Origin of the sequence: Bradyrhizobium sp. WSM1743, assembly GCF_000473065.1 — a bacterium.
Lineage (GTDB): Bacteria > Pseudomonadota > Alphaproteobacteria > Rhizobiales > Xanthobacteraceae > Bradyrhizobium.
On record NZ_AXAZ01000001.1, the window covers coordinates 223,915 to 246,297 of the forward strand.

The following is a 22,383-nucleotide window of genomic DNA, read 5'->3' on the forward strand; positions in this document are numbered from 1 at the left end:
CTCCATTGGAGTTGCTCTCGAGAGAGGCGTGATGCATGCGCCGATCAATCGACACTGCGCCCAGGGATGGAGAAAACATCTGGATAGAAGATGCGGCGGGGGCTGTTGAAGCCGGTCACTGGTCGCCCAAGGCGGGTGGATGGGTTGGGAAGGACGGCTCTCCAATCTGCTTTTCACCGACCCATTGGTATCCCGAAACCGATGATGTCGATCCGGAGGACGAAAAATCGGGCAGTTCGCTCGCTGCAGCGGTCGTTCTGGTCCCCGTCATCTTCGTTGGGGTGGCCCTGCTCGGTGCGTTCGACCCGTTCAAGGCACAACCGGTTCCGGAAATGACGCGCATCAACGGCGAGAGCGCCGTCGCCCTCAGCCAGCGGTCGGAAATCGCGACCGGATCGCTAGCAGTCCTTCAGCGCGACACGACCGAGGCGCTGATGCTGGCGGTGCCGGCAAGCGCGGTGCGTGCTGGGCAAGGGCCTGACGCAGACGCTCCGCGCAGTGACGCACTCGCCGGTGAGCTGGCCGGCGCGCGCAAGGAGCTTGACGAGGCGGTCCAGCGCACGCGCACGGCGGAAATGGTTGCGGAGGAGCTGCGGCAGTCCCTTCAACAGGAGCAAGCCCGCAGCGCCGCTTTCGCGGACGAGCTTGCCGGAACCCGCCGCGAAATCGAGGCCCGTATCGCGCAGGCGCACAACGCGGAGGAGGTGGCCGCGCAGCACAGAGATGCGGCGGCGCGGGAGATCGCTGAACTGCAGCAGTCGTTGCAGCAGGAGCGGGAAAAGAGCGCCGTCCTGACGAAGCGGATGAGCGCCGCGCAGGCGGTAGCGGCAAGCGCCGAGCAGGAACGCTACGAGGCGCAGTCACGCGCAGCGGCGCTCGCAAGCGAACTTGCCGGCATACCTCGCGGATCGCTCACGGCCGACGGTGCGGCGGCGGAGCAAAGCGAGGCGGCGGGACAGGAGATCGCGGAATTGCGGCAGTCGCTGCAGCAGGAGCGCGAAAGGAACGCAGCCCTCGCGCAACAGGCGGACACCGCGCGGTCGGCAACGGCGAATGCTGAGCAACAACGCCGTGCCCTCGAAGAGGCCCAGGCTCACGCTGCCGCGCTGGCCAGCGACCTCGCGGAAACGCGCCGGGACATCGAAATCCTGAACGGGCAATTGCGCGAGGCGAACGATGCGGCCTCGCAGCAGAGACAGGCAGCAAACCGAGAGATCGCCGAACTGCGGCAGTCACTGCACCAGGAGCGGAGCAGGACTGAAGCCAGGGAGAGAGACCTCGCCTCGGTATCGCGCCTCACCGATGAGCGCGCCCCGGTGGAGCAAAGAAACCAAGGCCCGATCCTGTCGACGGCGCAGAACGGGGTCGCAGCGGAGCCGCCGATGAGTCCAGGTCAAAACGAGGTGGAGGACCGATTGATCCCGCGTGCCAGAGCGTTGCTCGATCAGGGCAATATTGGTGCAGCGCGGATTGTGCTCGAGCTCGCTGCTGAGAAGAACATTGCGCAGGCGACCTTCATGCTCGCGGAGACATACGATCCGGCGGTTCTGTCCGCTTGGGGTGCCTATGGAACGCGCGGCGAGGCGGCTAAGGCGCGAGAGCTCTACGCGAAGGCACAGAGGAGCGGTATTCGCGAAGCCAAGCAGCGACTGGATGCATTGCATCACTGAGAGTGGGCTTTTGCATTTACTGGGACGCGTGGTTGCGGTGGGTCATCCGGAAAGGAACGACATGAACAAGGTGCCAAGGTCGCTCTCGTCGCTCTCACTCGCCGCACTGGTGGCGATTGCCATGCTGCTTCAACCGGCTTGCCTGGAAGCACAAACCGCAAGAACCGCCAAGGCGGACGCACAAATAGCCCAACGGCCGCTCCCTCAGGAGAGCGAAAAGGACCGGATGAACGCCTGGACCGTCGGGCTCGCCGGCGGCCTGCTCGAGGGCGCGCCGATCCGCCTCGCCGCAGAAATGGCCCGTGTCGTCGACGACGGAGCAGAGCTGCATCTCTTGCCGATCGTCACCCGGGGCGCCACCGATAATCTGAATGCGCTGCTCTATCTGCGTGGTGTCGATACCGCCATCATCAATTCCGACGCGCTCGACGAGTACAAGCTTCAGGTTCCGCAGATCCAAAGCCGCATCGCTTACTTGCTCAATTTGTTCCCGTCCGAGTTGCACATTTTCGTGCGGCCGGAGATCACGAGCCTGCAGGATCTCGCCGGCAAAAAAGTGAACTTCAATACCCAGGGCACCGCAGCCGCGCCTATTCCGGACCGCTGATCTTCAGCCGCCTCGGCATCGACGTCGACAAGACGTTCATTCCGCATCAGCTTGCCTTGGAACAGATGCGCAAGGGTGAGATGTCGGCCGTCGTGTTCATCACGTCGAAACCGGTCGACGCCTTCGTACGCGGTCGTTGGGAGGCTGGATTCAAGTTTCTCCCCGTCCACTACGACAGGAGATTCGAGGACTATTATCTGCCCGCGACGTTGGACGCGATCGAGTATCCCAATCTGATCAAGCAGGGCGAGCGGGTCTCTACCATCGCGGTGCCGACAGCGCTCGTTGCGTTCAACTGGCGGCCAGGCTCGAATCGCTATCAACGCGTGGCGCGCCTCGTCGACCACCTATTCTCGCGAATTGACCGCCTGCAGGCGCCAGGCTTTGATCCGAAATGGCGTTCGATCAATCTCGCCGCAACCATCCCGGGGCTCACCCGCTTCCAAGCCGCGCAGGAATGGCTGCATCGCAAGGCGCACAGTGCCCAGGCGAAGCCATGAAAATTGCCGCTCCTCCGCTCGCCGTCGCCTTCAACGTTGCCTGCGGAATTGCCTACGCGCAAAGCACGAGCGATTCCGTGGAAACACTTCGGGCTTGCTCGGCGATGGACGGATCAGCCCGGCTGGAATGTCTTCAGGATTCATCACGCAAATCTCCACCGCCTGCCCGGCGGGTGTCGGACGATAACTGGCTGGTCAGCGAGACCACCTCGCCAGTCGACTATTCGCCGATCGTCACCGCCACCACATCTTCTGTCAGCGGCCCGGATGGAGCCGCGATGCAGCTCGCGATCCACTGCCGCAGAGGCCGCACCGAAGTCACAGTCGCCGGACCGGCGCTGTCACCGCGCGCCAGCGAGTACATCATCTCCTTTCGGCTGAAGCGGATACGCCAATGCAACTCACGGCAGCTTCGCCGTCATTCGGCTCCGGCGTCGCTTTGGGAGGCGACGTCGTAAAGTTGCTGAACGCGCTACCCGAGGACGGTCACATCGTTGTGCGCCTTTTCACGCGCACAGGTCCGGTGCAAGACGGACAATTCCTGCTCAGCGGATTCGAAAACGTGCGCAAGAAAATGGCGGCTGCATGCAAATGGCCACATACCGTCGCCAGACCGGGAAGGTGATGGTCAGGGAACGGGGAGACACGAGATGAGCAATCTGAAGTTGGCGATGGCAGTCATCAGCGGCTTGGCGATGCTGCTTCTGGTCGGACCAAGCGCGCAGGCGCAACAGGACAACCAGCTGAATCCGCAGTCGAGCGCGAAGAGCCAAGTGAGCTATTCCAAGCATTCGGTCAGACAGAAGCAGGCGAGCAAGCCGAGGCAGGATCACGCGACCAAGCAGAACGCTGCGCAGGACACGAGGGTGGCCGAGGCGACAAAAACCGAGAGTGCGAAGCAGCCGCACCGGCTGATCCTGCAGGTCAATTCCAACGAACCTGCGATGATGAACCTCACGCTCAACAATGCGACCAACGTCGCGCAATATTACCGCGATCTCGGTGAACCAGTGTCGATCGAGGTTGTCACCTTTGGCCCCGGTCTTCACATGCTGCGCGACGATACCTCGCCCGTAAAGCCACGCATCGAGGTGCTCGCGATGAGCAATCCCGAAATCTCCTTCAAAGCCTGCGGCAACACCCAGGAAAACATGCGTAAGGCGGAGAGCAAGGACATCAATCTGATCCCACAGGCGACGGTGGTCAAATCGGGTGTCGTCCGCGTCATGGAGCTGCAGGAACAGGGCTGGAGCTACGTCAAACCGTGAGGTCCGGCGGCAAACCCAAGACAGTTGCATATGAAAGTGGTTGCCCTGCGGCCCATCCTTCGAGACGCCCGCTTTGGCGGGAGGGCGGAGTGTGCGGTAGCAGTTTCAACGGCCCCGATGCCAATTAGCCTCATCCTGAGGAGACCGCGGAGCGGGGCGTCTCGAAGGACGAGGCGCTTGCTCGGGCCGCTTCAAGAGATCATACGTGATAGCCCTGCCGGCATCGGAACCGCACGCGTTAGCGGGCCGAGGCGATTCAGGCACCCGCCTCTAGAACTGGTACCTCCGCAAGCCCCCATCCACCGGGATCACCGTGCCCGTGATGTAGCGCGCCACCGGTGAGGCCAGAAACACCGCGAGCGCGGCGAGGTCTTCCGGCTCGCCCCAATAGCCGACCGGGATTTCTTCTTCCGCAAAACGCTCGCGATAATCTGGCGGATAGTTGCGCCGGATCTGTTCGCTCATGATGCGGCCGGGCGGGATGCAGTTGATGGTGATGCCGTGCGCGCCGATCTCGCGCGACAGGCCCTTGGCCCAGGCGTGCACGGCGGCCTTGGCGGCGAAGGCGGCGTTGAGGCCTTCCGGCTCGGACTTGCCGGTGATGTTGACGATGCGGCCCCATTTGCGTTCGATCATCTGCGGCAGCAGCGCGTGCGCGATGCGCCGGTAGCTGGTGAAGTTCAGCGCGATCGCCTCGTCCCATTTGCTGTCGGGCGCATCGACGGGCAGGGGACGGCTGCCACCGGCGTTGTTGACGAGGATGTCGACATGGCCGAGCTCCTTCAGCGCAAAGGCCGCGATGTTCTCGGCGGCGTCCTTGGCCATCACGTCCTGCGCGAACGGCGTGATCAATCCGCCTCCAACTTCGTTCACCAGCTCGGCGAGCAGGTCGGTGCGCCGCGCCACGCCGACCACGCGCACGCCTTCGGCGGCGAGGCCCCTGGCAATGGCGCGGCCGATGCCGATGCTCGCGCCCGTGACGACAGCGGTTTTCGATTTGAGCCCGAGGTCCATTGTCACACGCTCTCTTGGTTGTTGCTTTTGCTTTTTGCCGTTCGTGTCCTGCCCTGTCCCGGGGGCTTGCGAATTGCCCGACCGGGACGTGCAGTGGTAACCAAGAGCTCTGGCGAAGGAAACACGAAAAAGAAAAGGCGTCGAAGGATGGTCTGGGATCCGCAGCAATATCTGAAGTTTTCCGGCCATCGGCTCCGGCCCGCCGTCGATCTGTTGATGCGGATTCCGGATTTTGCTCCGCGCGCAATCGCCGATCTCGGCGCCGGCGCCGGCAATGTCACCAGATTGATAAGGGAGCGCTGGCCGGATGCACGTGTGACCGGCGTCGAGGGCTCGGCGGAGATGGTTGCCGCGGGACGGAAGGCCGCGCCCGACGTGGAATGGTCACATGAGGATCTCGGCCATTGGAATCCCACTGGGCAGTACGACCTGATCTATTCCAATGCCGCACTGCACTGGCTGCCCAATCATGCGGCACTGTTTCCGTCGCTGATGGAGAAGGTGGCGCGTGGCGGCATGCTCGCGGTGCAGATGCCGCGCAATTTTCTCGCGCCTTCGCATGTGCTGATCGGCGAGACCGCGCTTGACGGTCCGTGGCGGTCCAAGGTGGAGCATCTCGTCACCCCGCCGCCTGTCGAGGGGCCTGCCTTCTATCACGATCTGCTCGCGCCGATGTCGGCCAACATCGACATCTGGGAGACCGAATATCTGCAAGTGCTCGAAGGCGAGAACCCGGTGAAGGAATGGACCAAGGGGACCTGGCTGACGCGCTATCTCGATGTCCTGCAAGGCGATGAGAAGGCCGCGTTCGAAGCCGCCTATGGTATGCGCGTCGCAAAGGCCTATCCGAAGAATGCGGCGGGGCAGACGCTGTTCCCGTTCCGGCGCCTCTTCATGGTTGCCCAGCGCAAAGGCTGATGGCACTGCCGCAATGCGGCATAAGCGCTCGTTCCCTTGAACTTGCGCGGGCGCCGGGTTGCGCATCCGGCGGTCGTCAAGTTAGCTTGGCTTCGGCAAAATTGGGCTTAGGTCTAGTTGTTCGGGTGGCGGATTGCTGCCACTACTGACCTGAAAAACAAAAAAGAACCCGCTTCAGAGGTTATTGGGAGGTACCTTCATGCGCAAGCTGCTTGCTGCGGTCGCTGCCGCGGCTGTTCTCCTGGCTCCCGCCATCGCCCAAGCCCAAAGTCCTGTTGTCATCAAGTTCAGCCACGTCGTCGCCAACGACACCCCGAAGGGCAAGGGCGCGCTGAAGTTCAAGGAGCTCGCCGAGAAATACACCGACGGCAAGGTCAAGGTCGAAGTCTATCCGAACTCCACGCTCTACAAGGACAAGGAGGAGATCGAGGCGCTGCAGCTCGGTTCGGTGCAGATGCTAGCGCCCTCGACCGCGAAATTCGCGCCGCTCGGCATCAAGGAGTTCGAGGCGCTCGACTTGCCCTGGCTGTTCAAGGATGACCAGACCTATGCCAACGCGATGAAAGGCACGGTCGGCAAGTGGCTGTTCCGGAAGCTCGAGGCCAAGGGCATCACCGGCCTCGCTTATTGGGACAACGGCTTCCACATGGTCTCCGCCAATCGCCCGCTGACGAAGCCGACCGATTTCCAGGGCCTCAAGTTCCGCATCTCGGGATCGAAGGTCGCTGATCAGTATTTCCGCCTGGTCGGCTCGATCCCGCAGATCATGGCGTTCTCGGAAGTTTACCAGGCCTTGCAGACCGGCGTGGTCGACGGCTGCGAGAACACCGCGTCCAACTACCTCACGCAGAAGTTCTACGAGGTGCAGAAGGACATCACCGTGTCCTATCACGCGCATCTGCAATACGCCGTGATCGTCAACTCGAAATTCTGGTCCGGCCTGCCGCCTGATATCCGTACTCAGCTCGACAAGGCAATGGCGGAGGCGACCGACTACACCAACTCGATCGCGCGCCAGGAGAACGAGGAGGCGCTGGCCGAGATCAAGAAGACCGGCAAGACCAATCTGCATTATCTCACCGACGCCGACCGCAAGGCCTGGCAGGAGGCGATGCAGCCGACTTATAAATGGGCCAAGGGGCGGGTCGGGCAGGAGGTGCTCGATCTCATCGCCAAGGAACTCGACGTCAAGATGAACTGACGGCTGCGGCCCAACAAGAACACTACCAACGGTCGGGGGTGATCGCTCCCGGCCGTTGCGCTTGAATGATCCAATCCGGGGGGACCAAGTTGCTGCGCGTGCTGAATCGTTTTCTCGATCATCTCGAGGAGTGGCTGATCGCGACGATGATCGCGGCTGCGACGTCGCTCATCTTCGTCGCGGTGCTGCACCGCTATGGCGCCGGACTGTCGATCGACATCGCCAAATGGGCGGAGGCCCGCAACCTGGCCTTCCTCGCCGTCCCCGCGCGCGCGACGTTCGCCTGGCTTGCGGCGCTCGACCTGTCCTGGGCGCAGGAACTCTGCATCTACATGTTCATCTGGATGGCGAAGTTCGGCGCTGCCTACGGCGTGCGGACCGGCATCCATGTCGGCGTCGACGTCCTGGTCAACATCCTCCCCGGCGGGTCGCGCCGGCGCGTGATCACCTTCGGCCTTCTCTGCGGCGCGTTGTTCACCGCCATCGTCGCCTATTTCGGCGCCGCGTTCGTCAGCCAGATGTGGCAGACCGGCCAGCAGTCCAACGATCTCGAAGCGCCGATGTGGATGGTGTATCTCACGATTCCGCTCGGCTCCGGCTTGATGTGCTTCCGCTTCCTGCAGGTCGCCTGGTCGTTCTACCACACCGGCGAGCTGCCGCATCACGACATGGCCGGCGTCGAAGGCGTCGAGGTGGATCCGGTGCATCCGGCCCCGGTCACGCCCAGCCAGGTCGTTCGCGACGAGCGCAGCCCGCTCGGCTGGATCCTGATGCTGCTGCCGGTGCTGATCGTCGCCATATGCTTCGCGCATGCAGGCCACATCATCACGCTGCCACAGGGCATGCGCGTCCTCATCGTGTTCGCGCTTCTGCTCTCCTTGATGCTGACGGGCATGCCGATCTCGATCGCGCTGGGTCTCACCGTGCTCAGCTTCATGTTCACGCTGACCGACGTGCGAACGGAATCGGTGGCGCTGAAGCTGTTCACCGGCATCGAGAATTTCGAGATCATGGCGATCCCGTTCTTCATCCTCGCCGGCAATTTCCTGACCCATGGCGGCGTCGCACGGCGGATGATCACCTTCGCGACCTCGCTGGTCGGCCATTGGTACGGCGGTCTCGCACTATCGGGCGTGGTTGCCTGCGCGCTGTTCGCCGCGATCTCCGGCTCCTCGCCGGCGACCGTGGTGGCGATCGGCTCGGTGATCCTGCCCGCGATGGTCGCGCAAGGCTTTCCGAAGCGGTTCGGCGCGGGCGTGATCACGACATCGGGCTCGCTCGGGATTCTCATCCCGCCGTCGATCCCGATGGTTCTCTATGCCGTCTCGACCAACAGCTCGGTCGGCAAGCTGTTCATCGCCGGCATCGTGCCGGGATTCGTGCTGGCCTCGCTGCTCGGCGCCACGACGTTCTACCGCGCCTGGCGCAACGACTATCCGCGGATGCCAAAGGCCACCTTCATCGAGCGTCTCGACGCGTTCCGCAAGTCGATCTGGGGCATCCTGCTGATCGTGATCGTGATCGGCGGCATCTACAGCGGCCTGTTCACGCCGACCGAAGCTGCGGCCGTCAGCGCGGTCTACGCCTTCATCGTGGCCGTGTTCATCTACAAGGATCTGAAGCTGCGCGACGTGCCGCGCGTGCTGCTGTCGTCGGCAAATCTCTCCGCGATGCTGCTCTACATCATCACCAACGCGGTGCTGTTCTCGTTCCTGATGACCTACGAGAACGTGCCGCAGGCGCTGGCGCAATGGATGATCGACCAGGGCCTGGGGTGGATCGGCTTCCTGCTCCTCGTCAACCTCCTGCTGCTGCTGGCGGGCAACGTGATGGAGCCGTCCTCGATCATCCTGATCATGGCCCCCATCCTGTTTCCGGTTGCGGTCAAGCTCGGCATCGATCCGGTTCATTTCGGCATCCTGATGACGGTCAACATGGAGGTCGGCCTGTGCCATCCGCCCGTCGGCCTCAACCTCTACGTCGCCTCCGGCATCGCCAAGATGGGCATCACCGAGCTCACGGTCGCGGTGTGGCCGTGGCTCCTGACCATGCTGGGATTCCTCGTGGTGGTGACGTATTGGCCGGGCCTGTCATTGTGGCTGCCGCGGCTGCTGGGGATGTAGCGGCGCGAGTTGCACGAGCAGTGGCGCGACTCATACCCTCCCCTGGAAGGGTCCGGGACGCGCGTAGCTCGCCCGTAGGTCGACTCACATTGGCCCGATGCGGCTCGCCGAGCTGATGGGCCTAATGGACGAATTCCCGCGCATAGCGCGCGGTGGTGGTGTAGGGCGGTGCGTCTCGTTCTTTCATCGCTCTCCGCACACTCGCTGTCATCGCCCGGCTTGACCGGGCGATCCAGTATTCCAGAGACCGCAGTGCTTGAGCCGAGAAGCCGCGGAGTACTGGATGCCCCGGTCGAGCCGGGGCATGACAGTGTGCCATGAGGAGAGAGCAGCCCTTACTCCGCGCTGCTCACCAGCTTGATCCGCGGCGCCTGTGCCTCGGTCAGGCTGCGATAGGCCGCGAGATAGTCCAGCGCCATGCGCCGTGCCGTGAAGCGCGTCTCGAACTGCTTGCGGATCGCGGCGCGGTCGAGTTGCGGAAGGCGGTTCACCACCCCCGCGGCACTGATGACATCCTCGACGATGAAGCCGGTAAGGGCCTCGTCGATGATCTCCGGCACCGAGCCGCGGTTGAAGGCGACCACCGGCGTTCCGCACGCCATGGCCTCGATCATGACGAGGCCGAACGGCTCCGGCCAGTCGATCGGCAGCAACAGGCCGAGCGCGCCGCTCAGGAAATCCGACTTCTCGTGATCGCTGATCTCGCCGATGAACTCCACCAGGGGATTGTTCTCGATCATCGGCCGGATCAATTCGTCGTAATAATCCTGGTCGGCGCGATCGACCTTGGCCGCGATCTTCAGCGGAATGCCGCAATGGGTTGCGATCTTGATGGCGCGGTCGACGCCCTTTTCCGGCGCGATGCGGCCGAGCACGGCGAGATATTCCTGTTTTGCCGGCTTCGGCGTCAGCAGATTCTCCGGCAGGCCGTGGTGGATTGTCGTCACCCAGTTCGCCTGCGGCACTGGCCGCCGCTGCGCGTTGGAGATCGAAATGACGGGCATCTTGGAGAAGGTGTTGAAGACCGGCTGATGCTCCGGCAGATCGAGCCGGCCGTGCAGCGTGGTCACGAATGGCGTCGGCTGCCGATGGAATAGCGACCACGGATAGTAGTCGAGATGGAAGTGGAGGAAGTCGAACTCCTCGTCGTCACATTTTTGCCGCACCCGCTCCAGCAGCACCATGTGCAGCGCATTGGGATCGCGCACGGAACCGTCGAGACGGAGCGCCTTCGGCCACAACGCATCCAGCTTGCCTGACGTCTGCGAGTCGCCGCTGGCGAACAACGTCACGTCGTGTCCAAGGGCCACCAGCTCTTCCGTCAACCAATGCACCACCCGCTCGGTGCCGCCATACAGCTTGGGTGGAACAGCCTCCGTCAACGGAGCTACCTGCGCGATGCGCATCTCACCATCTCCTCTGCGATCATGAATGTTGAAACCCCCGCCTGTACGGCACCGGCAAATGCCAGACGAGGGAACGTTCCCGCACCTGCGAAGTTCCTTCCCCCAAACGTTACATATTCGACACGTGGGGAGATCGTCGCGATGCTGCCACTACATCTTCGCAGATCGTCCGCATCCGCATGTCGTGATGAGCTTGCCCGGGAACCGAGGCGAAGTGGTCGATGTTCACTCGACCAGTAACGAAACGAAAATCAGCATAACGGGGCGACAGCCATATGGATCAGCTTTCTGGATACGCGCGCAGGCCATTTGCCTTTGTCTTGCGCTACCTCCGGCGTCGTCTCGCGTCGCATTTGGTGATCCTGACCGCGGTCGTGGCGGCCGTTGCCTGCTCCGTGGGCACCCAGTATGGCGTCAAGTCCCTGGTCGACAGCCTGGCGGCCGGACCATCACATGGTGGCAGCGTATGGCTGGCATTCATTTTACTCATGTCGCTGATCACGGCCGACAACTTCCTGTGGCGGATCGCGAGCTGGACGGCGAGCTTCACCTTCGTTCGTGTCACAGGTGATTTACGCCGTGACATATTTCGTCATCTCACCGGACATGCGCCGAGCTACTTCTCGGACCGGATGCCCGGCATGCTGACGAGCCGCATCACGGCGACGTCGAACGCGGTGTTCACCGTCGAAAACATGTTTGTTTGGAACGTGTTGCCGCCCTGCATAGCCACAATTGCGGCAATTGCCCTGATTGGAACCGTCAGCCCCTACATGGCCCTCGGGCTGATCGTGATCGCCGGCGGCATGGTCATTGCGATGTTTCGTCTGGCAGCCGCCGGCAAGCCGCTGCATGACGATTTCGCCGATAAGGCCGCGGTGGTCGACGGCGAAATGATCGACGTCATCAGCAACATGCCGCTGGTGCGCGCCTTCTGCGGCATCAGCCACGAGCATGAGCGGTTCGATGCGACGGTGAACCAGGAACTGACCGCGCGAAGCCGCAGCCTGCGTTATTTGGAGAAGCTGCGGCTGTTGCATGCCGCTATAACCGTGCTTTTGACGATCGCGTTGATGGCCTGGGCGATCTCGCTCTGGCAGAAGGGCGAAGCGACGACCGGCGACGTCGTATTGGTCTGTACGCTTGGCATCTCCATCCTGAGCGCCACGCGCGATCTAGCGGTGGCGCTGGTCGACGTCACCCAGCATGTCGCGCGGCTGACGGAGGCGATCGCCACGCTGCTGGTGCCGCACGAGCTTCGCGATCACCCCGAGGCCGAGCCGCTGGTGAAGAGCGGCGCCGCGATCGCATACAGCAACGTCACCTTCGGCTATCCCGGCGGCGAGAAGATTTTCGAGCGGTTCAGCCTGCGCCTGCAGCCCGGCCAGCGTGTCGGACTGGTCGGGCAGTCCGGCGGCGGCAAATCGACGCTGTTCACGCTGCTCCAGCGCTTCTACGACGTCGACGATGGCAATATCACCATCGACGGCCAGGATATCTCGAAGGTGACGCAGCTGAGCCTGCGCGAGGCGATTTCCGTCGTGCCGCAGGATATTTCCTTGTTTCATCGCTCCATTCGCGAGAACATCCGCTATGGCCGGCCGAACGCGACCGACGACGAGGTGCTGCGCGCAGCGATCGCAGCGCGCTGCGACTTCGTCGAGAGCCTGCCTGATGGCCTCGACACCATGGTCGGCGACCGCGGCGTCAAGATGTCCGGCGGGCAGCGCCAGCGCATCGCCATCGCGCGCGCCTTCCTGAAGGATGCGCCGATCCTGCTGCTGGACGAGGCGACTGCCGCGCTCGACAGCGAATCCGAGGAGGCGATCCGCGAGGCGCTGTCGCGCCTGATGCGCGGCCGCACCGTGATCGCGATCGCGCATCGACTTGCGACGCTGCGCAATTTCGACCGCGTGGTGGTGCTCAGGAGTGGTAAGATCATCGAGGACGGCTCGCCCGAACGTCTGATGCAGAGCCATGGGCCGTATCGCGAGCTGGTCACGCAGGAAATGAGTCGGCTCGCGCAAGCTGCCGCGTAAACCAACAGTCGCGTTCTCGAGTCGGTTGCGTTTCGAAACAAGCGCAGGGGATCAGCTCATGTCGGCCGAAGCCGTAACCCAATTCGCCTCCGTGACGCGGACCTCGGAGCAGGTCGCGGAACAATCTTTCTACATCCCGATGACCGGGCCGTCGGCGCGTCCGCGGCGTTCACTGAAGCACGACGACACTTTCATCGTGCTCGACAGCCATGGCGACATCGGCGCGTCCGCCGGTGGGCCGGATGGCCTGTTCCATCACGATACGCGCTACCTCGCGCGGCTCGAGCTCGTGCTGGATGATCTCCAGCCACTGCTGCTCGGCTCGAACCTGCGCGACGACAATTCGGCGTTGACCGTCGACCTCACCAATCCGGACATCTACCGGCAGGGCAGCCTGGTTCTGCAGAAGGACCTGCTGCATATCGTGCGAACGATCTTCCTGTGGCGCGGCACGGCCTATCAGCGCATCGGCGTGCAGAACCATGGCGACCAGCGCACCAGCTTCGACCTGACGCTGCTGTTCGGCAATGACTTCGCCGATCTGTTCGAGGTCCGCGGCGAGCGGCGACCGCGCCGCGGCGTCGGAACCAGCCGGCTGCTCGGGCCGACCGACGTCCTGTTCGACTATCGCGGCCTGGACGACGCCGAGCGGACTACCGGACTGCATTTCGATCCGCGTCCGACGCGACTCTCGGTCAACGCCGCGACCTGGGAGCTCGACCTGGAGCCGCACCAAGCCAAATCGCTGTTCGTGGCCGTATCCTGCAACCGGCCGGCGACGGAAAAGCCGGTACGGTTCTTCCCGGGTCTGCTGGCGCACCGCCGCGAGATGCGGCAGTCGACCATGGGCGCGGCCAGCATCGAGACCTCCAACAACATCTTCAACGAGGTGCTGTGCCAGGCCATGGCCGACCTCAACATGCTGATGACCGAGACCCCGCAGGGGCGGTACCCCTATGCAGGCATTCCCTGGTACTCGACGACGTTCGGGCGCGACGGCCTCATCACCGCGCTTCAGATGCTCTGGGTCGATCCGCGCATCGCCAAGGGCGTCTTGCGCCGGCTCGCGCATTTCCAGGCCACAGCGATCGATCCGTTCGCGGACGCCGCGCCCGGCAAGATCCTACATGAGATGCGCGGCGGCGAGATGGCCGCGCTCGGGGAGGTGCCGTTCGCGCACTATTACGGCAGCGTCGATTCGACCGCGCTGTTCGTGCTGCTCGCAGGGAGCTATTTTGAGCGCACCGGCGACGAGGCCACGTTGATCGAGCTGTGGCCGGCGATCGAGGCGGGTCTGGCCTGGATCGACGGTCCCGGCGATCCCGACCAGGACGGCTTCGTCGAATACCAGCGTGCGACCGAGAAGGGGCTCGCCAACCAGGGCTGGAAGGATTCCTACGACGCGATCTTCCATGCCGACGGCCAGCTTGCAGAGGGCAATATCGCGCTCGCGGAAGTCCAGGGCTACGTCTTTGCCGCCAAGCAGCTCGCCGCGCGTTGCGCGCTGCGGCTCGGCAAGCCGGACCGCGTGCGCGAGCTCGAGAGCGAAGCCAGGGCGCTCGCCGAGCGTTTCGAGAAGGCGTTCTGGTGCGAGGAACTCGGCACCTATGCGCTGGCGCTCGACGGCAAGAAGCAGCCCTGCAAGGTCAGGACCTCGAACGCCGGGCAGGTCCTGTTCAGCGGCATGATCCACGAGGACCGCGCGCGCCTCGTCGCTGCCGATCTGATGCGGCCGCATTTCTTCTCGGGCTGGGGCATCCGCACCGTCGCGCAAGGCGAGGTGCGCTACAATCCGATGTCCTATCATGACGGGTCGGTCTGGCCGCACGACAATGCGCTGATCGCGCTCGGGCTCGCGCGCTACGGCCTCAAGCATTCGGTGGCGCATGTCTTCAAGGGGCTGTTCGATGCTGCGACCTATATGGATCTGCGCCGGCTGCCCGAATTGTTCTGCGGCTTCCGGCGCGAGAAGCGGCGCGGCCCGACGCTCTATCCGGTCGCCTGCGCGCCGCAGGCCTGGGCCAGCGCGACGCCGTTCACGCTACTGGAGGCGGCGCTCGGCCTCGAGTTCGACGTGGCGCGCGGCGAGATTCGCCTGCGCAATCCGCATCTGCCGGCGTTCCTCAACGAGGTGATCCTGCGCGATCTGCGCCTGCGCGAGTCCAGCGTGGATCTTCGCGTCAGCCGCCACGGCGACGACGTGGCACTGGAGGTGATGCGTACACGCGGCCAGATCCAGGTTTCGATCGTGCTGGCGCGCTAGCGGTGCGAGGAGGAGTTCATGCGTACCACCGGATGGTTGGTCCCGAGCGTGGCGATCGTCGCGGGGTTGACGGTCGCCGTATCGCGCGCGGCGGAGGAGCCGCCCGCGGCGCCACCTACACCCCCGAGTGAAGCAAACGCACCGGCAACGGTGCAACCGCCGGCTTCCACTGTGCCCGTCACTCCCAAGGACGCCGCGCCGCCGCCCTCGGTGACCATCATCGGCGCGAGCGAGGCCCATGGCGTGCTCGGCCGCGACGTCCGCAGCGCCGCCGGCGAGGACATGGGCCGTATCGTCGACGTCATCGTCGATCGTACCGGTCATGTCCGCGCCGCGGCGATTGATTTCGGTGGCTTCCTCGGCGTCGGCAGCCGCAAGATCGTGGTGGACTGGAACGCGCTGCGCTTCGGCAAGATCGCCAACAAAAAGGACAGCATCACGTTGGAATTGACCAAGGCGCAGGTCGCGGCCGCGCCGGAATACAAGGAAGATACGCCGATCGTCGTGCTCGGCGCGTCCGGCAGCCTTCAGCCGCTGCAAGCGATCCAGTGAGGTGCAGGGAGGGCTGACCGCCCGTGCTGTTGTCGAGGAAGCCGAACCATGCAGATCGCGGCGGCCGCGTCGAGCAGGACAAAGTCGCTGCGCCATCGCCTGCAGGCATTCCGGCGCCGTCGCGCCAGAGCCTGCGCGGCCTCGACTGGTTCATCTTCTTCCTCGCCGACGTGCAGACCGGATTCGGTCCCTTCATCGCGGTCTATCTGACGACGCAGAAATGGACCCAGGTCGAGATCGGCCTCGTGCTGTCGATCGGCGGCATCATCGCCCTGATTGGCCAGATGCCCGGCGGCGCGATCATCGATGCCGCGAAATCGGAGCGTCTCGTCGCCGCCCTCGCGATTACGACCATCGGCGCCTGCGCGCTGGCCTATGCCGCGATGCCGATCTTCCCCGTCGTGGTGACCGCCGCCACGCTGCATGCGATGGCAAGCTGCGTGCTCGGGCCCGCGATCGCCGCGATCAGCCTCGGCCTCGTCGGCCCGCTCGCGATCGGCGAGCGGCTCGGCCGCAACGCGCGCTTCGCTTCGCTCGGCAACGGCGTCGCGGCGGCGGTGATGGGCACCGCGGGCTATCTCCTGTCGAGTCGCTCGGTCTTCCTGGTCACCTTCCTGCTCGCGATCCCGACCCTGATCGCGCTGTCGCGCATCCGCGAGAATGAGGTCGACATCAGGCGCTGTCACGGTGAGATGCCGCCCGAGGCCGCCGACCGCGGCGACACCAATGTCTGGCACCTGATCCGGCAGCGTCCGCTCATCATCTTCGCGCTCAGCGTGCTCCTGTTGCAGCTCGCGAACGCCGCGATGATGCCGCTGATGGCAAGCGCCGTGACGGCGCGGTCCGCCCAGTGGGCGACGGTGCTCGTCGCCTTTTGCATCGTCGTTCCGCAAGCGATCGTGGCGCTGCTGTCGCCGACGGTCGGGCGCAAGGCGCAGCTCTGGGGCCGGCGGCCCCTGCTGCTGATCGGATTCGGCGCGCTGGCGATTCGCGGCCTCTTGTTTGCGACGGTGCGCGATCCGTATCTCCTGGTGCTCGTGCAAGTGTTTGACGGCATTACCGCGGCGGTATTCGCGGTGATGATCCCGCTGATCGTCGCCGACGTCGCCTTTGGCTCGGGGCATTTCAACTTGGCGCAGGGGATCGTCGGCACCGCAACGGGCATCGGCGCTTCGTTGAGCACGGTGCTTGGCGGCTATGTCAGCGACAAATTCGGCAATGCCACGGCGTTCATCGGGCTGTCGGGCGTTGCCGCGGCGGGGCTCTTGCTCATTTTCTTTGTGATGCCGGAGACACGGCGCACGGTCTGAACCATGCCAAAGAAAGGGCCGGCGGAAACGGATTCGGCCGGCCAGAAGTCACGGGGACGAAACCGATCAGGCATCCAGATTGTGCAAGCGCGCGGTTGCGGAGCACGATTGGCGTCACGCCGGCCGAGGCGGTACAGCCCAGGCGTTAGCGCTTCAAGGCGAGCGTGAGCAGAGCCGCAGCGGCGAGCGCCGCGCCGATACCGGCCACGCACGCATGCCAACCGTACTCATCGAACAGCCGCCCGAGCACGGCCGTACCGACCAGTCCGCCGCAGAAGTAGCATGCAAGATAGGTCCCGCTGGCGATGCCGCGGTTGTCGGTTGCCGCCTGTCCGACGAAGCCCGTCACGGCGGCTTGCGCGAAGAATGTGCCAACGCCGACCAGCACCATGCCGGCGAGCACCTCGCCGAGATGTGGCATCAGCATCAGCGGCAGGCCCAGTCCGGCGACAGCGAGCGCGCTCCAGATCGTGGGCCGCGTTCCCAGCCGCGTCGTCACTCTGCCGGCCAGAAGCGTCGTGACGACCGACGGCAGGAAGACGAAATAAACGAGGCCCAGATCCATCATGCCCAGCGACAGCGGCGGCCGCACCAGCACGAAGTTGACAAAGGTGAAGGTGCCGATGAAGGCGAACAGGATGCAGAAACCGATGCCGAAAGCGGCGCGCAGGTGCGGATTGCGCCAATGCGCGAAGGTGGCGGAAAGGGGCGAAGCCGCCGGCATCATCGCATGCATCGGCCGCACGCGCTGGATTGTGAAATAGACCAGCACCGCGCCGGCCAGATTGAGCGCTGCGAAGAAATAGAAGTTCCAGTTGAGGCCGAGGCCATCCGCGACCGCCGCCGAGATCAGCCGGCCGATGAGGTTGCTGGCGACATTGCCGGTGATGTAGGCGGCAAACGCACTGCCGGCGTCCGTGGCGCTGCATTGCTCGCCGAGATAAGCGAGGGTGAGCGCGAAGGCGGACGCCATGCACAGGCCCTGCGTGATCCGCAAGGTGGTGAAGACGGCAAGATTGGGTGCGGACGCCAGCAGGCTGGTGGGGACCGCAAGAAGTGCCAGGCTGAGCAGGATACCGGTCCGCCGGTCGATATGCGGGCTGAAGAAGCCGACGACGAGACCGGCGACCGCCATGCCGAAGGTGCTGGCATTGACGGCAAAGCCCATCGCTGCGGGGGTGACGCCGTAGTGCCGCGTCAGCGAAGGCAGGATCGCTTGCGTCGCGAAGAGATCGACGACGGTCAGGAAGGCGGTGAGGCCGATCACGAGCGAGCGAAGCGCGAGGCCGGGCGAGTGGGGATCCATCGCTATTGCGGCCGGTTTGATGGGAGCGGAAAGATCGGTCATGGAATCGCGTCTCCTCAATGTCTGTTGTCACTCCGGGGTCGCTTCGCGACCCCGGATGACGCAGGGCTATCGGATATGGCACCTTGTCCAGCCTGACCGCGCGCCTCGTCCTTCGAGACGACCGCTTCGCGGTCTCCTCAGGATGAGGCTAAGCGACATCGGTGCTCGCTGCGGCTGCTGCCGCGCACTCCGTCCTCATCCTGAGGAGCCCGCCTAAAGCGGGCGTCTCGAAGGATGACCGCAGGGAACTCGACATCAAATGCTATCGCTCTGCGGAATGACGGGACACCAAAGGCTCGTTACATGTGGTGGTCGTTCGGATCCTTGCGGACGTCGCCGACATAGAGAACGACGGTCTCCTTGCCGAGGTTCTTCCACCAATGCGAGGTGCCGTAGACTTCGGGACGGATGTCGCCGGCCTTGTGCACGATCGGATCGACGCAGTTGGAAGCGTATTCGACGATCTCGCCCTGCTGCACGAAGATCAGGGCAGGGCGGTCGTCATGGCTGTGCCAGGGCACGATGCCGCCGGGCTCGATGGTCAGCTTCCGGAAGCGCAGCTCGCGCCCCTCGATATGTGCGGGCTGCTTGCCGAGATCGATCGCGCCGAGCGTGACGTCGGTGACACCGACCGGCTTGTAGTCGACCATCTGCTGCGCGTTCGGCTTGATCTTGCCGGCCGGGCATTCGCCGGCGAGCACCGGCGTCGCAAATGTCAGCGCTCCGAGAACGGCAACGCCTGCCCAAACCACGCGCGACACGGTGTGATGCCTAGACATGGAAAGTCTCCTGTGTTGGCCGCAACCCCGCTGGTCCGGCTATGACGGGAGCTTCATCGAAATCGCGTCCATCCTAAAATGCCGGCTTGCTTTCGATGCGATAGCCCGGCGCTATGCCGATAGGCGGCGGCTATCGAACCGATTGGGCATCGGCATTTCCGCCTTCGCAGCATCTGGCGTCCGATGGCAGCGCGCCCGATTGGCGGGCGTTCACGTCGATCCGGAGGAGCACCCTATGACGAAACTGTCCAAAACCTTGATTTTTACCGCCGCCTTCGCGGTGATCGCCACGTCGGCCTTCTCGGAAGCGGCCTGGGATTTGAAGGCCGGCATGGCCTATGTCTATGGCGGGCCCGGCAAGATGTCGGCGATGGCAATGGCCCCGGCCGAGAAGAACCACGAGGCCATGATGAAGAACGCAAAGAAGGTGCCTGAGAACACCGTCTTCTTCATGGACAAGGGCACGCTGTACTCAACCTCGGGGCGGTTGGATCCGACCGGCAACTTCTACGTGAACTGAACCGATCCGGGCATCGCGGCCGGCCCTTGCGGGCGGCCAAACCGGGAAACTAGTATTCGCCCTAGGAATGCCGGAGCAGGAAGATGACGTCTCTCTCACCAGCCGACGCCGAACAGCTCAGGCTCGCCTTCCAGCGCTGCCGCGACATGGACGGGACGCTGAACGAACAGCTCCGCGCCTATGCCGATGCCAGTCGCGAGGTCTTTCCCGCCTACGGCGAGGCGGTCGATCGCCTGGTGACTCGCTTGAGCGGCAACGGCGGCGGCGAGACCGCGCCGCGTCCGGGCGATGCGATGCCGCCGTTCATGTTGCCTGACGAGGGCGGGCGCCTCGTGACGCTGCCCGCGCTGCTGGAGCGGGGGCCCGTCGCGGTGATGTTCTTCCGCGGCCATTGGTGTCCCTATTGCCGGCTCAATGTCCGCGCCGTGGTCCAGGCGCTGGACCGCATCAAAGCCATGGGGGCGCAGGTCGTCGCGATCATGCCGGAGACGCAGGAATATACCGAGCACCTCAAGGCCGAATCCGGCGCGCCATTTCCGATCCTGACCGATCTCGACAATGGCTATGCGCTGTCGCTCAATCTCGCGATCTGGCTCGGCGCTGAGATCCAGCAGCTGCTGTCCTATCAGGACATGGCGAAGTTCCACGGCAATGACGGCTGGATGCTGCCGATCCCGGCCGTGTTCGTGGTCGGCCGCGACGGCATCGTGAAAGCCCGCTTCGTCGATCCAGACTTTCGCAAACGCATGGAGATCGACGATCTGATCGAAGCGCTGGAGAGCGCGAGCCGGGAGAACTGAGCACGTGCACGTTGACGTGCCCTCGCCCCTTGTGGGAGAGGGCAGCGACGCTGGCAGACGCGAACTCGCTTGGGTGAGGGGCAGCCTCCAAGCTTGCCGTGCGGATAGATACCCCTCATCTGCGCCACCTTCTCCCACAAGGGGAGAAGGGACAGCTGTGTCTGCTACCCCGCGATCTCCCGCCAGTCCGCGCCGCGCAGCATCCGCATCACAGCATTGGCGACGGCTGTTCGCTGCCGGCCGGCGACGCCGTAAAGGCTGACTGTGCGGCGTGCGTCGAGCCCAGTGACGGCGGCGCGTTTCAGGCTCTCCGGCACTGGCGAGGTGTGCGGCACCATGGCGACGCCCATGTCGGCTTCGACCAGCTCGATCAAATCGCGCTCGCTCGAGACCTCATGACCCTGTTCGATGTCGACGCCGTGCTCGCGCAGGCTCGCGGAGATGCGGCGCGCGTGCTCGCAGAAGGTCCGGCTCAGCAGCTGCTCCGATCGCAAATCGTCCAGTTCGATCGAGCTGCGGCCGGCCAGGCGGTGCCCGTCGCCGACGACGAGCTCGAAGCTTTCGGTGAACAGCGGCCAGACGTCGAGGCGGTCCCAGGCCTCGTCGATCTCCGCAGCGATGCCAAGCTCGGCTTCGCCCTTCTTCAGGAAGTCGCCGACCTCCCGGCTCGAGCCGCGCAGGAAGCGGAACTCGAGCCGGTTGAACTGCCGTTTGATCTCGTTGAGATGCGGAATCAGCAAGGCGAGGTCGATCGAATGCGTCAGCGCAATGCGGAGCGCACCGATCTCTCCGCTCTTGAACGAGGAGGCGAGCGAGCGCGCGCCTGCTGCGGCGTCATAGCACTGCTTCAGAAGCGGATGCATGCGCTGACCGAGCTCGGTCAATTGCGCGGCCGGCCGTTCGCGGCGGAACAGGTCACCGCCGAGCTCGGCCTCGAGCTGCTTGATCGCGCGCGTCAGCGACGGCTGCGTCACGTTGCATTCCTCGGCGGCGCGCGTGAAATTCAAAAGCTGCGCCACCGCGAGGAAATAGCGGACCTGATGCATTTCCATGGATCGGCTCCCAGCAGGATCGACCGGAAATCTAGCCGATCGGGAGGGGAAATGACATCCCGGCCGCAATAGCGCGCGCCTATGGAATCGGAAGCCAGCCGGTATTTCCGTTTGGACCGGCGATCCTTCAGGCTCCAGCGAAGGCCCGGCTCGGTCCCAAAGCCCGGCTATCGCGACGGAGATCCTACATGAACATCCCGCTGAAATCGCAGACAGCTCAGCCTGCACGCGCGCTGGCCGGCAAGGTGGCGCTTGTCACGGGCTCGACCAGCGGCATCGGCCTCGGTATTGCACGCGCTCTGGCTGCGGCCGGCGCCGACATCGTGCTGAACGGGCTTGGCGTCGCCAGCGAGATCGGCCGGACGCGCGAGCAGATCGCCGCCGAGTTCGGCATCAAGGCCAGCTACTCGCCGGCCGATATGACGAAGCCCAAATCGATCGCCGAGATGATCGCGGCGACCATCGCCCAGTCGGGCCGGCTGGATATTCTCGTCAACAATGCCGGCGTCCAGCACGTCGCGCCGCTCGATCAGTTTCCAGTCGAGAAGTGGGACCAGATCCTCGCGATCAACCTATCCTCGGCTTTCCACACCACGCGGCTCGCGCTGCCGGCGATGCGGCTGAACGGCTTTGGCAGGATCATCAACATTGCCTCGGCGCACGGCCTGGTCGGCTCGCCGTTCAAGGCGGCCTATGTCGCCGCCAAGCACGGCATCGTCGGTCTCACGAAGGTGACGGCGCTGGAGACCGCGGAAGAGGACATCACCTGCAATGCGGTCTGCCCGGGCTACGTTTATACCCCGCTGGTCGAGGCCCAGATCGAGGGACAGGCCAAGGCGCACGGCATCTCGCGCGATCAGGTCATCCGCGACGTTCTTCTGGCGCAGCAACCCAACAAGCGCTTTGCCACCGTCGAGGAGCTTGGCGCGCTCGCGGTCTTCCTGTCGACGGACGCGGCTGCGTCGATCACCGGCATCGCGCTTCCGGTCGACGGCGGCTGGACCGCGCATTGA

The 22,383-nt window shown here is 64.2% G+C and carries 18 protein-coding genes and 2 pseudogenes; 15 read left to right on the plus strand and 5 right to left on the minus strand.

Annotated features, from left to right (window positions below; translation table 11 throughout):
- Window positions 1-35 precede the first annotated feature (35 nt).
- From YU9_RS0101130 to YU9_RS0101145, 4 genes and pseudogenes are all read left to right on the plus strand, one after another.
- Entirely contained in the window at window positions 36-1,670 is a 1,635-nt protein-coding gene (locus YU9_RS0101130; protein ID WP_027571107.1) for a hypothetical protein, read from the plus strand.
- A 61-nt stretch (window positions 1,671-1,731) separates the two neighbouring features.
- A pseudogene (locus YU9_RS40565) lies at window positions 1,732-2,777 on the plus strand (TAXI family TRAP transporter solute-binding subunit).
- Window positions 2,774-3,235: a hypothetical protein gene (locus YU9_RS45290; protein WP_245266269.1), complete on the plus strand. Its 462-nt coding sequence runs from the start codon at window positions 2,774-2,776 to the stop codon at window positions 3,233-3,235. Before YU9_RS40565 ends, YU9_RS45290 begins: the two are co-directional and overlap by 4 nt.
- 192 nt (window positions 3,236-3,427) lie before the next feature.
- Window positions 3,428-4,045 carry a hypothetical protein gene (locus YU9_RS0101145; protein ID WP_245266270.1) on the plus strand — a complete coding sequence of 206 codons (618 nt, stop codon included), beginning with the start codon at window positions 3,428-3,430 and terminating at the stop codon, window positions 4,043-4,045.
- Between the two features lie 270 nt (window positions 4,046-4,315).
- Here the strand turns inward: YU9_RS0101145 and YU9_RS0101150 are convergent, their stop codons facing one another.
- The gene (locus YU9_RS0101150) at window positions 4,316-5,059 is read right to left on the minus strand and encodes an SDR family NAD(P)-dependent oxidoreductase (RefSeq protein ID WP_027571110.1); all 744 of its coding nucleotides are present in this window, start codon (window positions 5,057-5,059) and stop codon (window positions 4,316-4,318) included.
- 147 nt (window positions 5,060-5,206) lie between these two features.
- Here YU9_RS0101150 and YU9_RS0101155 point away from each other — a divergent pair, with 147 nt between their 5' ends.
- From YU9_RS0101155 to YU9_RS49670, 4 genes and pseudogenes are all read left to right on the plus strand, one after another.
- Window positions 5,207-5,977, plus strand: a complete 771-nt coding sequence (locus YU9_RS0101155) for a methyltransferase domain-containing protein (RefSeq protein WP_027571111.1) — start codon at window positions 5,207-5,209, stop codon at window positions 5,975-5,977.
- 199 nt (window positions 5,978-6,176) lie between these two features.
- The gene (locus YU9_RS0101160) at window positions 6,177-7,178 is read left to right on the plus strand and encodes a DctP family TRAP transporter solute-binding subunit (protein WP_027571112.1); all 1,002 of its coding nucleotides are present in this window, start codon (window positions 6,177-6,179) and stop codon (window positions 7,176-7,178) included.
- A gap of 146 nt (window positions 7,179-7,324) precedes the next feature.
- Window positions 7,325-7,798, plus strand: a pseudogene (locus tag YU9_RS50725) (TRAP transporter small permease); the annotation flags it as partial.
- A gap of 222 nt (window positions 7,799-8,020) precedes the next feature.
- Window positions 8,021-9,301 (plus strand): TRAP transporter large permease, encoded by a 1,281-nt coding sequence (locus YU9_RS49670; protein ID WP_027571113.1) that lies wholly within the window; start codon window positions 8,021-8,023, stop codon window positions 9,299-9,301.
- A 335-nt stretch (window positions 9,302-9,636) separates the two neighbouring features.
- On the opposite strand, the gene YU9_RS0101170 is transcribed toward YU9_RS49670, so the two are convergent.
- The gene (locus YU9_RS0101170) at window positions 9,637-10,707 is read right to left on the minus strand and encodes a glycosyltransferase family 4 protein (protein ID WP_027571114.1); all 1,071 of its coding nucleotides are present in this window, start codon (window positions 10,705-10,707) and stop codon (window positions 9,637-9,639) included.
- A 275-nt stretch (window positions 10,708-10,982) separates the two neighbouring features.
- Here YU9_RS0101170 and YU9_RS0101175 point away from each other — a divergent pair, with 275 nt between their 5' ends.
- The 4 genes from YU9_RS0101175 to YU9_RS0101190 are packed head-to-tail and all read left to right on the plus strand — an operon-like array spanning window position 10,983 to window position 16,871.
- Window positions 10,983-12,746 carry an ABC transporter ATP-binding protein gene (locus YU9_RS0101175; protein ID WP_027571115.1) on the plus strand — a complete coding sequence of 588 codons (1,764 nt, stop codon included), beginning with the start codon at window positions 10,983-10,985 and terminating at the stop codon, window positions 12,744-12,746.
- Window positions 12,747-12,804: 58 nt separating this feature from the next.
- Entirely contained in the window at window positions 12,805-15,009 is a 2,205-nt protein-coding gene (locus YU9_RS0101180) for an amylo-alpha-1,6-glucosidase (protein ID WP_027571116.1), read from the plus strand.
- Window positions 15,010-15,027: 18 nt separating this feature from the next.
- Window positions 15,028-15,561: a PRC-barrel domain-containing protein gene (locus YU9_RS0101185; protein ID WP_027571117.1), complete on the plus strand. Its 534-nt coding sequence runs from the start codon at window positions 15,028-15,030 to the stop codon at window positions 15,559-15,561.
- 23 nt (window positions 15,562-15,584) lie between these two features.
- Window positions 15,585-16,871: an MFS transporter gene (locus tag YU9_RS0101190; RefSeq protein ID WP_027571118.1), complete on the plus strand. Its 1,287-nt coding sequence runs from the start codon at window positions 15,585-15,587 to the stop codon at window positions 16,869-16,871.
- 145 nt (window positions 16,872-17,016) lie between these two features.
- On the opposite strand, the gene YU9_RS0101195 is transcribed toward YU9_RS0101190, so the two are convergent.
- Window positions 17,017-18,219 (minus strand): MFS transporter, encoded by a 1,203-nt coding sequence (locus YU9_RS0101195; protein ID WP_027571119.1) that lies wholly within the window; start codon window positions 18,217-18,219, stop codon window positions 17,017-17,019.
- Between the two features lie 299 nt (window positions 18,220-18,518).
- A complete protein-coding gene (locus YU9_RS0101200; RefSeq protein WP_027571120.1) occupies window positions 18,519-18,998 on the minus strand; it encodes a cupin domain-containing protein in 480 nt (159 codons plus the stop codon).
- A gap of 235 nt (window positions 18,999-19,233) precedes the next feature.
- On the opposite strand from YU9_RS0101200, the gene YU9_RS0101205 reads away from it, so the two are divergent.
- Together YU9_RS0101205 and YU9_RS0101210 are read left to right on the plus strand one after the other, a co-directional pair.
- Complete coding sequence (locus YU9_RS0101205; RefSeq protein WP_027571121.1) at window positions 19,234-19,518, plus strand: hypothetical protein; 285 nt, start codon at window positions 19,234-19,236, stop codon at window positions 19,516-19,518.
- Between the two features lie 83 nt (window positions 19,519-19,601).
- Window positions 19,602-20,318 carry a peroxiredoxin-like family protein gene (locus YU9_RS0101210; protein ID WP_027571122.1) on the plus strand — a complete coding sequence of 239 codons (717 nt, stop codon included), beginning with the start codon at window positions 19,602-19,604 and terminating at the stop codon, window positions 20,316-20,318.
- 164 nt (window positions 20,319-20,482) lie between these two features.
- On the opposite strand, the gene YU9_RS0101215 is transcribed toward YU9_RS0101210, so the two are convergent.
- Window positions 20,483-21,370, minus strand: coding sequence for a LysR family transcriptional regulator (locus YU9_RS0101215; protein WP_027571123.1), 888 nt, complete (start codon window positions 21,368-21,370; stop codon window positions 20,483-20,485).
- Window positions 21,371-21,558: 188 nt separating this feature from the next.
- Between YU9_RS0101215 and YU9_RS0101220 the strand changes: the two genes are divergently transcribed.
- On the plus strand, window positions 21,559-22,383 hold the full coding sequence (locus YU9_RS0101220) for a 3-hydroxybutyrate dehydrogenase (RefSeq protein WP_027571124.1): 825 nt from the start codon (window positions 21,559-21,561) through the stop codon (window positions 22,381-22,383).